The sequence below is a fragment of the Micromonospora sp. NPDC047644 genome, from assembly GCF_040704315.1.
Taxonomy (GTDB): domain Bacteria; phylum Actinomycetota; class Actinomycetes; order Mycobacteriales; family Micromonosporaceae; genus Micromonospora.
This window is the reverse complement of sequence record NZ_JBEYSY010000003.1, coordinates 160,934-176,557: the sequence shown is the minus strand read 5'-3', so window position 1 is coordinate 176,557 and position 15,624 is coordinate 160,934. Positions and strand designations below refer to the sequence as shown.

Sequence of the window (15,624 nt, the reverse complement as noted above, 5' to 3'; positions counted from 1 at the left end):
GACCGAGCTCTCACTCGGTCGGGGCGGTGGGTGGGGTTAGTCGGTGGATTTGTCCCTGATGGACTTTGCCGGGGCGGTCGCCGACGTGGACTGGTCGCTGGTGCCGCCGCCCATCGGGGTGCTCAGGCCGCCGGTCGTGGCATCACCGGTGGTGGTCGGTGCGACAGTGCCCGGGTGTCGCTCCGGCTGCCGGGCCACCCGGCGTACGCTCGCCGGCCCGGCGGTGCCACCGGTGGTGGTCACCGCGCCCTGCCCGCCGACGGGGCCACCGTCGCGCAGCACCTGTGGGTCGATCCGTTCCTTCGCCGGGTCGAACGGGTCGTCGCGCTGGATCTGACTCTCCACATCGGTGCGGGGCAGCGTCACCTCGTCGAGGGCACCCTTGCCGTACACACCGCCGGCGATCCGATCCTCGGCCTCGCGGGCGGCGTCCTGCCGCATGTCGTCCTCACGCACGTCCATCACCTCGCAGAAGCTGTGGAACCGACTGCGTGCCCGACCATCGGCCGACCAAACCCGGCGTGACCGGGAGGTCGTCCACGGCGGTTCACCGGCACGCCGCCCGCTGGCCGCCTGCCCGCAGCCCGAGATGTCCATGCTGTCCCGCGACCGGTGGGAGATGCCCGCCGGCAGGAGGGGATGACAGCGTGCGCAGAGTACGCCGTACCGCCGTCGCGGCGCTGGTGGCCGCGTCGGTGACGACCGGGCTCGCGGTGCCCGCTCAGGCGAAGCCACGACCGGACCGGACATTCGACGTGCAGGCCCACCGGGGCGGCCTCGGGCTGCGGGTGGAGAACACCCTCGCCTCCTTCGGCAACGCCCTCCAGCTCGGGGTGAGCACCCTCGAACTGGACGTGCAGATCACCGAGGACGGTCAGGCCGTCGTCACCCACGACCGGAAGGTCGCCGGCACCAAGTGCGTCGACACCGCTGCGGTGACGCCCGGCGACCCGGAGTTCCCGTACGTCGGGAAGTACATCAACACGCTCAGCCTGGCCCAGGTGCGTTCGCTCGACTGCGGGTCGAAGACACTTCCGGACAAGCCCGGTCAGGTCGCCGTCCCCGGTGCCCGGATGCCGCTGCTGCGTGAGGTCTTCGCCCTGGTCAACCGCTACCAGGCCAAGGACGTGAAGCTCAACGTCGAGACCAAGGTCGAGGCCGGCGCGCCCACCGAGACCGCCCCGCGCGAACAGTTCGTCCGGGTCACCGCGGGCGAGATCCGCGCCGCCGGGCTACTCAAGCAGGTCACCATCCAGAGCTTCGACTGGGGCGCGCTGATGCGCATGCGCCAGGTCGAGCCGAAGCTGCCGCTGGTCGCCCTGACCAACTACGACTTCCTCCAGACCGGTCAGCCGGGCGCGTCGCCGTGGCTGGGTGGGCTGGACATCGACGACTTCGGCGGCGATCCGATCACGGCGATCCGCAGCTTCGGCGCCAGCGCCTTCTCGCCGGTGCACGGGATGCCGCAGAACGGCACCGTCACCGACCCCGGCTACAAGCCGTACGTCACGAAGGAGATGGTCGCCCAGGCGCACCGGTACGGGATCAAGGTGATCCCGTGGACGGTCGACGACGTGCCGACCATGAGCAAGCTGATCGACGACGGCGTGGACGGCATGATCACCGACTACCCGGACCGGTTGCGGGGCGTACTGGCGCAGCGCGGTTACCGGCTGCCGAAGGCGTACGCCGCGCCGTTCGACATCCAGGCGCACCGGGGCGGTCGGGCCACCCGGCCGGAGAACACCCTGCCGGCGTTCGCGAACGCGCTGTCCAACCGGGCGATCTCCACGCTGGAGCTGGACACCAACGTGACGGCCGACGGCAAGCTCGTGGTGCTGCACGACCGCACCGTCAACGGGTCGCACTGCGTCGACACCAAGCCGGTGCGCCGCGGTGACCCGAAGTTCCCGTACGTGGGCAAACCGGTGCACGAGTTGACCCTGGCGCAGCTCAAGACCGTGGACTGCGGCACGAAGACGCTGCCCGAACTGCCCGCCCAGGTGCCCGCGCCCGGTGCCCGGATCCCGACCCTGGACGAGGTCTTCGCCCTGATGAAGGCGAGTGGCCGCACCGACGTCGGCATGAACATCGAGACGAAGATCAGCCCGGTGGTGAACGACACCGAGCCGTACCGCAGCTTCACCCGCAAGCTCGTCGACGCGATCCAGCGGGCCGGCTTCACCAGCCGGGCCACCATCCAGTCGTTCGACTGGCGCACCATCACGTACGCCCGGCAGCTCGACCGGCGGATCGGCACCGTCGGCCTGGTCTGGCAGTACGGCCCGGCCGAGTGCGCGACCCTCGCCGACGAGTGCTCGCTGGAGGCGGTCTACGGCAACCCGTCGGTGAAGAGCCCCTGGACCGGTGGACTGGACTGGTGGAAGTACCAGGACCTCGGCAAGCTGACCCGGGCCGCGGGCGCCGGCACGGTCTCCGCCAACTGGCAGGTGCACGACCCGAAGCAGGGCACTGTCGCCTCGGCCGACTGGTACCTGCGGGAGAACCCGGCATACTTCCACGGACCGGACGTCCGGACCCTTCAGACGCGCGACAAGCTGAAGGTGATTCCCTACACCGTCGATGACGCCACTGTGATGCAGCGGGTCATCGACCTCGGCGTCGACGGCATCATCACCGACGACCCGGGCCTTCTGGTGAGCGTGGCGATGCGCAACGGCCTGCGCTGACCTGCCGACCTCCGATCGCCGGCCGGATTTTTCCGGCCGGCGATCGGTGTTACCTGCTCGGGGGCCTCGGGTAGTCGGGGGTTGTCCCCGCCACGAAAGCGAACCGTGCCGTGGCCGAAACGCGGTAGCGGGGCGAGGAGATGCAGGTACGACTCATCGCATCCTGAGGAGGACCAGATGAGCACGCAGGCTGCTTCCACCCGGCCGATGAACCGGCCCATGAACGACCCGCAGAACCCCGCTCAGATGCGGGACATGCAGACCCAGCAGATGCCGGTCATGCGGGACGGGCACCGGAACGACATGCAGGCACCCGGTACGGAGACCAAGCAGGCGTTCAAGACCACCGAGTTCTGGATCTACCTGATCGCGGTGGCCGCCGTACTGGGCGCGTCGCAGGTCGTCGGGCAGAACTCCGCCGGGGTGGACATCTTCCGGGCCGACAACGCCTGGTTCCTGATCACCCTGCTGACGCTTGGCTACCTCGGTAGCCGAGGCCTGGCCAAGGCCGGCAGCAATCACCGCAGCAGCGAGGAGCGCAAGGCCCGGCACTGACCGGCCGTAGCGCACAGTGGCCTCCGGGAGACTCTCCCGGAGGCCACTGTCGTCGTGTGTGGATTCGTTACTCGTCGCCGCCGAAGTCGCCGAAGTCGCCCTCGAACGCGTCCTCGATCATCTCACCGGCGATCATGCCGCCGGCGACGCCGAGCGCCGCACCGGCCACCATGCCGCCCATGCCCATGCCGCCCCGGCCGTGGCCGTGGCCGTGGCTCGGGCCGTACTGGGAGCGCAGGCTGCCGTAGCGGGAGGTGGTCTCGCGCAGCCAACCGTCGACGACCTGCGCCCAGTCCACCCGGTCAGCGTCGGTGTGCGCCACCTGGTAGCGGCCGAACACGTCGTGCCCGGCGCTGAGGAACCCACCGCGCTTGTCGCACTCCAGGATGATCTCCACGCCGCGCTGGTTGGTCACGAAGGTCAGCTCGACCTCGTTGATGGTGCTCGCGTACTGCGGGGAGGCGTAGAACTCGATCTCCTGGTAGAACGGCAGCGTCTGCTGCACGCCCCGGATGTGGCCCCGCTCCAGGTCGGCGTGCTTGAACCGGAAGCCGAGCCGCTGGAACGCCTCCAGGATCCGCTCGTGCACCGGCAGCGGGTGCACCGCCACCTGGTCCAGGTCGCTCTTGTCCACGGCGCGGGCGATCGCCAGCTCGGTGCGCAGACCCATCGTCATGCCGTGCAGGCGCTGGCCGTACACGTCGGTGATCGGGGTCTCCCACGGCACCGGCATCTGGAAGGGGATCGAGAGCTGCTGCTTCGGGGCGAGCTGGAGCGCACCGCTGACCGCCATGCGGTGGAACTCCATGGTGCCCGCGTACTCGGTGTCGTGTCCCTCGACCTCGACCCGGGTGACCAGGCCGATCACCACCTGCTCGATGGCTGCCTCAGCGTCGCCGCCGACGAGGTTGACCTGCCCGTCGAGGGTCAGGCCGGGCCGGGTGTTGGGGTTGGTCAGCACGGTGTCCACGCTGGGACCGCCCACGCCGAACGCGCTCAACATCTTCTTGAAGACCATCGGAACTCCTGTGCGACGCCGACCGCTCCAGGTTGGAGTCGGACGTTGACTCGAACGGCACCCTATCCGGCACCCCTGTGAGGTGGCTGTGAAGCGCCACGCGACGGGCGCGTCCCGCCGGCGGCGCTTGATCGATGTCCGCCTGCCGATCAGCGTCGGCGGAGGGCGGACGTCAGGTGCTGAGCCTTTGGAGCTGATGTCGCAAACGAATCAGGCGGTCGTCAGCCTGGTTCGACGATCACCAACTCGCCTACCTGCTCACCGATCGTGGGGCGGGCCTCCGCGGGCAGTCCACGGTCGGTGATCAGCACGTCGGCGGCTTCCAGTGGGGCGATGGTGGCGATACCGATCGTCTCCCACTTGGTGTGGTCGGCGAGCACCACGAGCCGGCGGGCCGCGCCGATGAGGCACCTGTTGACGCCGGCCTCCAGCAGGTTGGGTGTGGTGAAGCCGGTCCGTGGGCTGAGGCCGTGCACACCGAGAAAGAGCAGGTCGACGTTGAGCGCGCTGATCGCCGCCTCGGCCACCGGCCCGGTCAGCGCATCCGACGGGGTGCGGATGCCACCGGTCAACACGACGGTCTGGTCGGCGCGCGGGTTCTGGTAGAGCGCGTCGGCCACCGGGATCGAGTTCGTCACCACTGTCAACCCGCGTACGTCGGAGAGGAGAGTGGCCAGCGCGGCGGTGGTGGTGCCCGCGGAGAGCGCGATGGCCATCCCCGGCTCCACCATCGTCGCCGCCCGCTCGGCGATGGCCCGCTTCTCTGCCTGCTGGCGGATCGACTTCGCGGCGAAGCCGGGTTCCTCGGCCGAACCGGGCCCGGCGAGGGTCGCGCCGCCGTGCACCTTGTCCACCAGGCCCCGGTCGGCCAACACCTCCAGGTCGCGCCGGATCGTCATGTCCGAGACGCCGAACCGACTGACCAGCTGACTCACCCGTACCCCGCCACGTTGGCGGATCAGATCGAGGATCGCGGTCTGCCGCTGCTGGGCGAGCAACTCAGGGAACCTCCTTCACAGCGACGGCATCGGGCCGGTCCTCACGGACGACCGCCACCTCACCGGCCGGCAGTGCCAGCTCACCGACGCAGTATCCTCCGGTCAACAACTCGACGCCGTGCGCCGGTAGGCGTACCTCGGTGTCGGTGTGGTTGATCGCGAACAGCCAGGTCCGGTCGGCGTCGCGGCGGCGGACCACCTCGACGCCCGAGGGTGCCGGCGCCGCCGGGCGGACGTCGGCCTCCGCGAGCAGCCGGGCCACCAACCGGTCGGTGGCCGGCTCGTCCAGCCGGGTGCCGACATACCAGGCTGCGCCGTCGCCCACCCGGTGCCGGGTCAGCGCCGGCACGCCCGGCAGGGGCCCATCGGTGTACGAGGCGAGCACCTCGGCGGCGTCCGGGTGCACCCACTCGGTCCACACGTCGGCGGTGCTGCCGTCGTCCAAGTGGACCTGCTCGCCCTCGCGCAGCGGGAAGAACTCCTCGGTCCGGACGCCGAGCAACTCCCGGAACGCGCCCGGGTAGCCGCCCAGCCGGATGTGGTCGTCGGCGTCGACGATGCCGCTGAAGTAGGTGACCGCCGCCGTGCCACCGGCCTCGACATAGCGGTGCAGCGCGGCGACGTCGGCGTCCCGGACCAGGTAGAGGGTCGGCACCAGGACCAGTCGGTAGCCGTTGAGGTCGGTCGACGGGTGGACGATGTCGGCCGTCACACCGGCACGCCAGAGCGAGCCGTAGAGGGCGTTCAGCCGGTCGGCGTAGGTGACGTCGGCGCTGGGGTGCGAATCCAGCTCGACACCCCACCACGCCTCCCAGTCGAACAGGATCGCCACGTCGGCGTCCACCCGGCTGCCGCGTACCTCCGCGAGGGCCCTGAGGTCCGCGCCGAGCTGGCAGACCTCGCGGAACACCTTGGTGTCCGGCCCGGCGTGCGGGACCAGCGCGGAGTGGAACTTCTCCGCCCCGGCCCGGGAGGCACGCCACTGGAAGAAGAGCACCCCGTCGGCGCCGCGGGCGACGTGCGCGAGGCTGTTGCGGCGCATCTGCCCGGGCAGCTTGGCGACGTTGCGGGGCTGCCAGTTGACCGCGCTGGTGGAGTGCTCCATCAGCAGCCACGGGTCGCCGCCGGCGACGCCCCGGGTGTGATCGGCGGCGAGCGCCAACCCGAGGTGCGCCTGCGGGTCGGCGGCGGTCAGGTAGTGGTCGTTGGAGACGAGGTCCACGTCGGACGCCCAGGAGTGGTAGTCCATGTATTTGACGCCCAGGCCGATCATGAAGTTGGTGGTGATCGGCTGCCGGACCAGCGTCTGCAACACCTCCCGCTCGGCGCGCAGCTGGGCGCGCTGCTCGTCGGAGGAGAACCGCAGGAAGTCCAGCTGCTGCGTCGGATTGGCGAAGGTCGGCGCGTCGCGAGGCGGGTTGATCTCGGCCCAGTCGCCGTAGCGCTGGCTCCAGAACGCCGTGCCCCAGGCGTCGTTGAGCCGGTCCAGGTCACCGTAGCGCTCGCGCAACCAGCCGCGGAACGCCTCGGCGCTGACGTCGCAGTAGCAGTGCACGTTGTGGCAGCCCAGTTCGTTGGAGACGTGCCACATGACCACGGCGGGGTGCTCGGCGTACCGGCCGGCCACCGCGCGTACCAACTCCAGCGACCGCTCGCGGAACACCGGGGAGCTGGGGCAGTACGCCTGTCGTCCGCCCGGCCAGAGGATCGCGCCGCCGGCCCGGCGGGGCAGCGTCTGCGGGTGCGCGCGGGCCAACCACGGCGGCGGGCTGGCCGTGGCGGTGGCCAGGTCGACCTGGACGCCACCGTCGTGCAGCAGATCCAGCACCCGGTCCAGCCAGCCGAACTCGAACCGCCCCGGGGTGGGCTCCAGCAACGCCCAGGAGAAGATGCCGACGGAGACCAGGTTGACCCCGGCCTGGCGCATCAGGTCGACGTCCTCGGACCAGGTTTCCTCGGGCCACTGCTCGGGGTTGTAGTCGCCGCCGAAATAGATGCCGTCACCCTGCCATCGCCGCATGACAGCCGAGGGTGCACCCGCCGGCCCGTCGAAGTCAACAGGTTCCAACATCGAGGTTCTTTCCAACGTTTACCAGGTAACAGCCGGATCACGACTGGGTTAGCGGAGGCGAACAGCCCTCTTGACAGGGCCCGACCGCAGGGTAGCTTGAGGCCCCAATGGCCGTTCGTGTTCGCCAATGTGGATTCTCGGTGGATCTCAATGTGTGATCACGACGCTGGACCTGCCTTCACCACCCTGAGGCCCTTGGGCGTAGCTCCTTCTCATCCGCAGGAGGCACAGATGTCCCGTCCCCAATCCCAAGCCGAGTACCTGGCTCGGCTCGTACCGCCCTCAGTCGCCGGCATCAACCGACGATCCTTGCTGGCCGGAGCGGCCGGCACGGGCGCGCTGCTCGGCACCGGCCTGCTCGCCGGCTGTGGCGACGACTCCGGCTCCGGCGGGTCCAGCAAGGACGTGTCGCTCGGCTCGAACCAGTCCGACCCGAAGCCGAAGGACGTCCTGGTCAAGGTCACCGACGGATTCAAGACCTCGTCCGGCGTGCAGGTCGCGATCAATACGGTCGACCACAACACGTTCCAGGAGAACATCAACAATTACCTACAGGGCAAGCCGGACGACGTGTTCACCTGGTTCGCCGGCTACCGGATGCGCTTCTTCGCACAGAAGGGCCTGGCCAGCGACGTCAGCGACGTGTGGAGCAAGCTCTCCGGCTTCTCCGACGCCTTCAAGAAGGCATCGACCGGCGACGACGGCAAGCAGTACTTCGTCCCGGCGACGTACTACCCGTGGGCGGTCTTCTACCGCAAGTCGGTCTGGCAGCAGTACGGCTACCAGGTGCCGAAGACCATCACCGAGTTCACCGACCTCGGCGCGCAGATGAAGAAGGACGGGCTCATCCCGATCGCCTTCGCCGACAAGGACGGCTGGCCGGCGATGGGCACCTTCGACATCCTCAACCTCCGCGTCAACGGCTACCAGTTCCACGTCGACCTGATGGCCGGTAAGGAGGCCTGGACCTCCGACAAGGTCAAGAAGGTCTTCGACACCTGGGCCGGCCTGCTCCCCCTGCACCAGCCGGACAGCCTCGGTCGCACCTGGCAGGAGGCCGCGCAGTCCTTGCAGCAGAAGAAGAGCGGCATGTACCTGCTCGGCCTCTTCGTCGGCCAGCAGTTCAGCAATGACGAGCAGGACGACCTCGACTTCTTCACCTTCCCCGAGATCGACCCGGCCATCGGCGCGAAGGCCCTCGACGCGCCGATCGACGGCTACATGATGGCCCGCAAGCCCAAGAGCGAGGACAACGCGCGCAAGCTGCTGGAGTACCTCGGCGGCAAGGCGGCCGCGGACATCAACCTCAAGAACGACCCGGCCGTGCTCGTCGCCAACAGCGGCGCGGAGGTCAGCGGCTACACCGCGCTGCAGAAGAAGGCGGCCGAACTGGTCGGGTCGGCCACCGAGATCGCCCAGTTCCTCGACCGCGACACCCGGCCGGACTTCGCCTCCACCGTGATGATCCCGGCGATCCAGCAGTTCATCAAGAACCCCAAGGACATCGACGGCCTGACCTCGTCCATCGAGAACCAGAAGAAGTCGATCTTCACCGACTGACGGCGGAAGGGGGAGGACATCGTGTCCGACCTGCCCCTGATCCAAGCGGATCGCGCCGTGCCGCCGCCGGCCGCGACCACCTCCACGGGTGGTCGTCGTCGGCGGCTACGGCTCATGTCCCGCACCGACCGCGTGGTCATCACGCTGATGGTGCTCGTCCCGCTGCTGCTCGTCACCGGGCTCGTCTGGTTGCCGGCGGCGGCCACCGTGCTGCTCTCCGGCACCAACTGGGACGGCATCGGCCCCCTCAACGAGATCGAGTTCGTCGGCGCCCGCAACTACAGCGACGTGGTGAACATCTACCCGCCGTTCGTGCCGGCGATCCAGCACAACCTGCTCTGGCTCGCGTCGCTGTTCGTGGTCGCCACCCCGTTCGGCATGTTCCTCGCCGTGTTGTTGGACAAGGAACTGCGCGGCAGCCGCTTCTACCAGACCGCGCTCTACCTGCCGGTGGTGCTCTCGCTGGCGCTGATCGGCTTCGTCTGGCAGCTGCTCTACTCCCGCGACCAGGGGCTGATCAACGCCGTCTTCGGCAGCAGCATCGACTGGTACGGCGACTCGAACGTCAACATCTGGGCGGTGATGGTCGCCTCCGGGTGGCGGCACGTCGGGTACATCATGCTGCTCTACCTGGCCGGACTGAAGGGGGTCGACCCGTCGTTGCGCGAGGCCGCGGCGGTCGACGGCGCCTCGGAGCGCAGGACGTTCTTCCGCGTCGTGTTCCCGGTCATGCGGCCCATCAACATCATCGTGCTGGTGGTGACCGTGATCGAGTCGCTGCGCGCGTTCGACCTGGTCTGGGTGGTCAACAAGGGCCGCAACGGGTTGGAGCTGATCTCCGCTCTGGTCACCCAGAACGTGGTGGGTGAGGCGAGCCGGATCGGTTTCGGCTCGGCACTGGCAACGATCATGCTGGTCGTCTCGCTGGTCTTCATCACCATCTACCTGGCGACCGTGATGAGGGAGAACCGGCAATGAGCACCGCGACCGCCACCCGGCGTACCGAGGGCGGGGCCGACACGCCGCCGCTCCGCCGCAAGCTGACCCCGTTACGGATCCTGCTGCACGGCTTCCTCATCGTCGTCTCGCTGGCCTGGCTCTTCCCGATCGCCTGGGCGGTGCTGACCTCGCTGCGCTCCTACGACTACACCGCCGCGAACGGCTACGTCTCCTTCGGCGGCTGGACGTTCGACAACTACGTCACCGCCTGGCGGACGGCGGAGTTCGGGCAGCACTTCCTCAACTCGATCTACATCACCGTGCCGGCGGTGCTGCTGACCCTCTTCCTCGCGTCCTGCGTGGCGTTCGTCATCGCCCGGTTCAGTTGGAAGCTCAACCTCGTCCTGCTCGGGGTCTTCACCGCGGCCAACCTGCTGCCCCAGCAGGCGCTGCTCATCCCGCTGTTCCGGCTGTTCACCGAGGTGCCGCTGCCGGAGTTCATGAGCGACTCGGAGCTGCTGTACGACAGCTACTGGGGCCTGATCCTGATCAACGTGGCCTTCCAGTGCGGTTTCTGTGTCTTCGTGCTCAGCAACTACATGAAGGCGCTGCCCCGTGACCTGTACGAGGCGGCGATGGTCGACGGGGCGAGCATCTGGCGACAGTACTGGCAGGTCACCATGCCGCTGTGCCGGCCGGCCCTGGCCGCGCTGGCGACGCTGGAGGTGACCTGGATCTACAACGAGTTCTTCTGGGCCACCGTCCTCATGCGCACCGGCGACAAGTTCCCGGTGACCAGCTCGCTCAACAACCTGCGCGGTGAGTTCTTCACCGACAACAACCTGGTCTCTGCGGGCAGCGTGCTCGTCGCGATCCCCACCCTGGTGATCTTCTTTATGCTCCAGCGGCACTTCGTTCGGGGCCTGACCTTGGGAGCATCCAAAGGATGACGATCCTGCACCTGCGCCGCGCGCGGACCAGCCTGGTGCTCGACGCGCGCGGCCCGGGGCTGCCCCGGGTCGTGCACTGGGGCGGCGACGTCGGCGCCCTCGACGACGACGGCCTGCGCCAGCTCAGCGACGCGTCGGTGCCGCCGGTGGTGCCGAGCAGCTTCGACGAGCCGACAGTTCTGTCCCTGCTGCCGGAGGCGAGCGCCGGCTGGAGCGGCCGACCAGGTCTGGCCGGGCACCGCGACGGACGAGACTGGTCCACCGCGTTCCGGCTGGACGGGTTGGACGGGCACGACACCGGGTCGGGCGGGGCGCTGCTGACCGTGCGGGCGTCGGACCCAGCCGCCGGGCTGACCCTGACCATCGAGATCACGCTCGACCCGTACGGTCTGCTGACCGTTCGGCACCGGCTGCGCAACGACGGCGACAGCGCGTACGAGCTGCGGGAGCTGACATCGGCGCTGCCGGTGCCGGCGGTCGCCACCGAGCTGCTCGACCTGACCGGCCGATGGTGTCGGGAACGGTCCCCGCAGCGGCACCCGTGGCAGCACGGCACCTGGGTTCGCGAGGGCCGGCGCGGCCGCACCGGGCACGACGCCACTCTGCTGCTGGTGGCCGGGACCGCCGGGTTCGGCTTCGGCCACGGGGAGGTCTGGGCGGTGCACACCGCCTGGAGCGGCGACCACGTCACGTTCGCCGAACGCCGGCCCACCGGTGAGTCCACGGTGGGTGGTGGAGAGCTGCTGGCTCCCGGCGAGGTCCGGCTCGGCCCTGGCGAGTCCTACGAGTCTCCCCTGCTCTACGCCGTCTGGTCCGACGCCGGGCTGGACGGGCTCAGCGACGTGCTGCACACCCACCTCCGGGCCCGCCCCGGGCACCCGCGCTCCCCCCGCCCGGTGACCCTCAACGTGTGGGAGGCGGTCTACTTCGACCACGACCTGGACCGGCTGCGGGCGCTCGCCGACCGGGCCGCGCAGATCGGCGTGGAGCGGTTCGTGCTCGACGACGGTTGGTTCCGCGGCCGGCGCGACGACACCGCCGGGCTCGGCGACTGGTACGTGGACGAGGGCGTCTGGCCCGACGGCCTGCACCCGCTGATCGAGCACGTCACCGGCCAGGGTCTCCAGTTCGGCCTCTGGGTCGAGCCGGAGATGGTCAACCCCGACTCGGACCTGTTCCGCGCGCACCCCGACTGGGTGCTCGCCGCGCCGGGGCGGCTGCCGCCGGCCTGGCGTCACCAGCAGGTGCTCGACCTGGGCCGCCCCGAGGCGTACGCCTACGTGCTGGAACGTCTCGACACGCTGCTCACCGACCACCCCGGCATCCGGTACCTCAAGTGGGACCAGAACCGGGACCTCACCGAGGCCGGGCACCACGGCCACCCCGGGGTGCACGGGCAGACCCTCGCGGTCTACCGGCTCTTCGACGAGTTACGCGATCGGCACCCCGGCGTCGAGATCGAGAGCTGCTCGTCCGGCGGGGCCCGGGTGGACCTCGCCATCCTGGCGCGTACCGACCGGGTCTGGGCCAGCGACTGCAACGACGCCCTGGAGCGGCTCAGCATCCAACGCTGGACGGGGCTGCTGCTGCCACCGGAGCTGATCGGCACCCACATCGGCCCGGAACGCTCACACACCACCCACCGCGTACACGACCTGGGTTTCCGGGCGGCGACCGCGCTCTTCGGCCACCACGGCATCGAGTGGGACATCGCCTCGATCAGCGCAGCCGAGCAGACCGAACTGGCCGCCTGGGTGGCGCTGCACAAACGGCTGCGTCCGCTGCTGCACGCTGGTCGGGTGGTCCGGGTCGACCACCCGGACCCGGCCGTCTGGGCGCACGGCGTGGTCGCCCACGACAACACCCGAGCGGTGTACGCGGTGGCCCGGCTGACCACATCGGTGACGCAGGTCCCCGGCGCGGTGCGGCTGCCCGGCCTCGACCCCGGCCGGCGGTACCGGGTGCGACAGGTGTCGGGCGTACCGGGCCCGGCGAGCATCGAACTGTCCCCGCCCACCTGGCTGGCGGGTGGTCTCACCCTCAGCGGGGCGGCGCTGGCCCGGGTGGGTGTGCAACTGCCCGCCCTGCACCCGGAGCAGAGCCTGGTGCTGGAGGTCGACGCCGTCGGCTAGAAATTCTTTTGCTCGGGGTGTCGAGAACGGCGGGGCCGGCTTCTACCTCAGGGTGAGAGCACCGACGACGGTGCCCAGGCGTGAGGAGCCAAGATGAAGTACATGCTGCTGATGCAGTTCAGCGCCGCCGGGACCGACTTCCCGAGCATCGACACCTGGACCCAGGACGAGGTCCGGGCGCACATCGCGTTCATGGGCGAGGTCAACGCCAAGCTCACCGCCGCCGGTGAGTGGGTCGACGGGCAGGGGCTCGGCGGCCCGCAGCAGGCCCGGATCGTCCGCGCCGGCGAGGGCGGGGCACCGGTGGTCACCGAGGGGCCGTTCGCCGAGACGAAGGAGTTCCTGGCCGGCTTCTGGATCGTCGACTGCGAGAGCCCGCAGCGGGCCGTGGAGTTGGCCGCGCACATCTCCACGGCACCCGGCCCCGGTGGCCGTCCGCTGAACATGCCGATCGAGGTGCACCCGGTGATGTCCGCCCCGGCACAGGAGCTGTGAGGACTGAACAGCGATCTCCGCATCGAGGACCTGCTGCGCGAGTTGGCGCCGCAGGTCCTCGGCGTGCTCAGCCGCCGCTTCGGTGACTTCGCCACCGCTGAGGACGCGGTCCAGGAGGCGCTGCTGGCCGCCGCCACCCAGTGGCCGACCGAGGGACTGCCGGCGAACCCCCGTGGCTGGCTGATCCAGGTCGGCTACCGGCGAATGATCGAGCTGGTCCGCGGTGAGCAGGCCAGACGCCGCCGGGAGGACCTGGTCGCCCGCCGGGATCCGGACGACCAGCGGTACGCGCCAGCCCCGGACGAGGAGTTGACCGCCGAGCGGGACGACACGCTGGTGCTGCTCTTCCTCTGCTGTCACCCGGCGCTCGCGCCGACGTCGGCGGTGGCACTGACCCTGCGCGCCGTCGGTGGGTTGAGCACCGCCGAGATCGCCCGCGCGTTCCTGGTGCCCGAGGCGACGATGGCGCAGCGGATCAGCCGGGCCAAGCAGCGCATCCGGGCATCCGGGCTGCCGTTCCGGATGCCCGAGCCGGCGGAGCGGGCGGACCGGTTGGTCGCCGTACGGCAGGTGCTCTACCTGGTCTTCACCGAGGGCCACACCAGCACCACCGGGCCGGACCTGCGTCGCGTCGACCTCGCGGTGGAGGCGACCCGGCTGACCCGCGCGCTGCACACGCTGCTGCCCAACGACAGCGAATCAGCCGGGCTACTGGCGTTGATGCTGCTCACCGAGGCCCGCGGTCCGGCGCGGACCGGGCCGTCCGGCGAGCTGATCTCACTGGCCGATCAGGACCGCAGCCGATGGGACTCGGCGGCGATCGCCGAAGGCGTCGCACTGGTCACCCGGGCCCTACCGCGCGGGCCGGTCGGTCCGTACCAGGTGCAGGCCGCCATCGCCGCCCTGCACGACGAGGCGCCGAGCGCCGAGCAGACCGACTGGCCGCAGATCCTGGCGCTGTACGAAGTGCTGGAACGCTTGGCCGCCAGCCCGGTGGTGGCCCTCAACCGGGCCGTCGCGACGGCCATGGTGCACGGACCGGCCGCCGGCCTGGCTGCCCTCGACGGGCTGACAGACGACCCGCAGTTGGCCGGACACCACCGGCTGGCCGCCGCCCGAGCCCACCTGCACGAGATGGCCGGTGACCAGGCCCGGGCGATCGCCGGCTATCGGATCGCCGCCGCCCGCACGAGCAGCCGCCCCGAGCAGCTCTACCTGACCATGCGAGCAGCCCGACTGGCCGCCCAGCCCGGGGACGGCCCGCCTCCAACGCTCACAGCCGTGAACGACCTGTCTGCCTCAGCGGTTCTGCCCGTCGAACGATCGCAGTAGGCGACGTGTCGCGACCCCGGGGCCCCGCTCCGAAAGCGCCCCATCTGAGGTACGGCAGCAGCCTCACCCGCCAAGGCTGGCAATCTTGGACAGTTTCCGTCATCGCGAAACGGAAAGTGTCCAAGATCTTCCGTGCCGGCGCCTTCGCACCACCACCACCACCACCGCCGTCGCCGTCGCCGTCACGCTCGGGACCACCGGGCGGGCCGGCACCCCCTCACTCGACGCGCATCAGCAGGCGTCCGCGTGCCGGACCACCTTTGGAGCTGATGCCGTAAACGAATCATCCACGGCCGTAGCGGCAGAGCGCCGGCGTGGCGCGGGCCGGAGCGGCGGAGGCCGGAGCGGCGGAGGCCGGAGCGGCAGAGGCCGGAGCGGCAGAGGCCGGAGCGGCAGAGGCCGGAGCGGCAGAGGCCGGAGCGGCAGAGGCCGGAGCGGCGGAGGCCGGAGCGGCGGAGGCCGGAGCGGCGGAGGCCGGAGCGGCGGAGGCCGGAGCGGCGGAGTGCGACGGGGGCGACGGTCGGAACCACAGGGCGGGCCAGCGCCCGTCACTCGACGCGCATCAGCAGGCGGACGTGTGCCGGACCGCCTCTAGAGCTGATGCCGTAAATGAATCATCCACGGCCGGAGCGGCGCGGGCCGACGCGGACCGGAGCGGACCGGAGCGTCGGGGGCGGCGGGGCCGCGCAGGCCGGGGCCGGCTTCCGGGGCGGCGGACACCGGGTGGTGGGGCGGCGAAGGCCGGGGTCGGCCTCCGGGGCGGCGGAGGCCGGGACGGCGGGGCCGCGCAGGCCGGGACGGCGGGGCCGCGCAGGCCGGGACGGCGGGGCCGCGCAGGCCGGGACGGCGGGGCCGCGCAGGCCGGGACGGCGGGGCCGCGCAGG

12 protein-coding genes are annotated in these 15,624 nt (G+C 70.3%); 8 read left to right on the top strand and 4 right to left on the bottom strand.

Annotation, left to right across the window (positions count from 1 at the left end; all coding sequences use genetic code 11):
• Window positions 1–36: 36 nt before the first annotated feature.
• The gene (locus AB0877_RS06860; RefSeq protein WP_366607361.1) at window positions 37–456 is read right to left on the bottom strand and encodes a hypothetical protein; all 420 of its coding nucleotides are present in this window, start codon (window positions 454–456) and stop codon (window positions 37–39) included.
• Window positions 457–647: 191 nt separating this feature from the next.
• Between AB0877_RS06860 and AB0877_RS06855 the strand changes: the two genes are divergently transcribed.
• On the top strand, window positions 648–2,690 hold the full coding sequence (locus AB0877_RS06855; RefSeq protein WP_366607359.1) for a glycerophosphodiester phosphodiesterase family protein: 2,043 nt from the start codon (window positions 648–650) through the stop codon (window positions 2,688–2,690).
• A gap of 177 nt (window positions 2,691–2,867) precedes the next feature.
• Window positions 2,868–3,245 (top strand): hypothetical protein, encoded by a 378-nt coding sequence (locus tag AB0877_RS06850; protein WP_357231521.1) that lies wholly within the window; start codon window positions 2,868–2,870, stop codon window positions 3,243–3,245.
• 67 nt (window positions 3,246–3,312) lie between these two features.
• On the opposite strand, the gene AB0877_RS06845 is transcribed toward AB0877_RS06850, so the two are convergent.
• From AB0877_RS06845 to AB0877_RS06835, 3 genes are all read right to left on the bottom strand, one after another.
• Window positions 3,313–4,263 (bottom strand): sporulation protein, encoded by a 951-nt coding sequence (locus tag AB0877_RS06845; RefSeq protein WP_366607357.1) that lies wholly within the window; start codon window positions 4,261–4,263, stop codon window positions 3,313–3,315.
• 221 nt (window positions 4,264–4,484) lie between these two features.
• Window positions 4,485–5,261 carry a DeoR/GlpR family DNA-binding transcription regulator gene (locus AB0877_RS06840; RefSeq protein WP_366607355.1) on the bottom strand — a complete coding sequence of 259 codons (777 nt, stop codon included), beginning with the start codon at window positions 5,259–5,261 and terminating at the stop codon, window positions 4,485–4,487.
• A 1-nt stretch (window position 5,262) separates the two neighbouring features.
• Complete coding sequence (locus AB0877_RS06835) at window positions 5,263–7,281, bottom strand: beta-galactosidase (RefSeq protein ID WP_366607353.1); 2,019 nt, start codon at window positions 7,279–7,281, stop codon at window positions 5,263–5,265.
• Window positions 7,282–7,563: 282 nt separating this feature from the next.
• On the opposite strand from AB0877_RS06835, the gene AB0877_RS06830 reads away from it, so the two are divergent.
• The 6 genes from AB0877_RS06830 (at window position 7,564) to AB0877_RS06805 (ending at window position 14,740) form a co-directional block, all read left to right on the top strand.
• A complete protein-coding gene (locus tag AB0877_RS06830; protein WP_366607351.1) occupies window positions 7,564–8,892 on the top strand; it encodes an ABC transporter substrate-binding protein in 1,329 nt (442 codons plus the stop codon).
• Window positions 8,893–8,913: 21 nt separating this feature from the next.
• Window positions 8,914–9,870, top strand: coding sequence for a sugar ABC transporter permease (locus AB0877_RS06825; protein ID WP_366607349.1), 957 nt, complete (start codon window positions 8,914–8,916; stop codon window positions 9,868–9,870).
• Entirely contained in the window at window positions 9,867–10,781 is a 915-nt protein-coding gene (locus AB0877_RS06820; protein WP_366607347.1) for a carbohydrate ABC transporter permease, read from the top strand. Before AB0877_RS06825 ends, AB0877_RS06820 begins: the two co-directional genes overlap by 4 nt.
• Window positions 10,778–12,913: an alpha-galactosidase gene (locus AB0877_RS06815; protein ID WP_366607345.1), complete on the top strand. Its 2,136-nt coding sequence runs from the start codon at window positions 10,778–10,780 to the stop codon at window positions 12,911–12,913. Before AB0877_RS06820 ends, AB0877_RS06815 begins: the two co-directional genes overlap by 4 nt.
• A gap of 93 nt (window positions 12,914–13,006) precedes the next feature.
• On the top strand, window positions 13,007–13,408 hold the full coding sequence (locus AB0877_RS06810) for a YciI family protein (RefSeq protein WP_210786655.1): 402 nt from the start codon (window positions 13,007–13,009) through the stop codon (window positions 13,406–13,408).
• Between the two features lie 21 nt (window positions 13,409–13,429).
• On the top strand, window positions 13,430–14,740 hold the full coding sequence (locus AB0877_RS06805) for a sigma-70 family RNA polymerase sigma factor (protein WP_366607683.1): 1,311 nt from the start codon (window positions 13,430–13,432) through the stop codon (window positions 14,738–14,740).
• The last annotated feature ends 884 nt before the right edge of the window (window positions 14,741–15,624 follow it).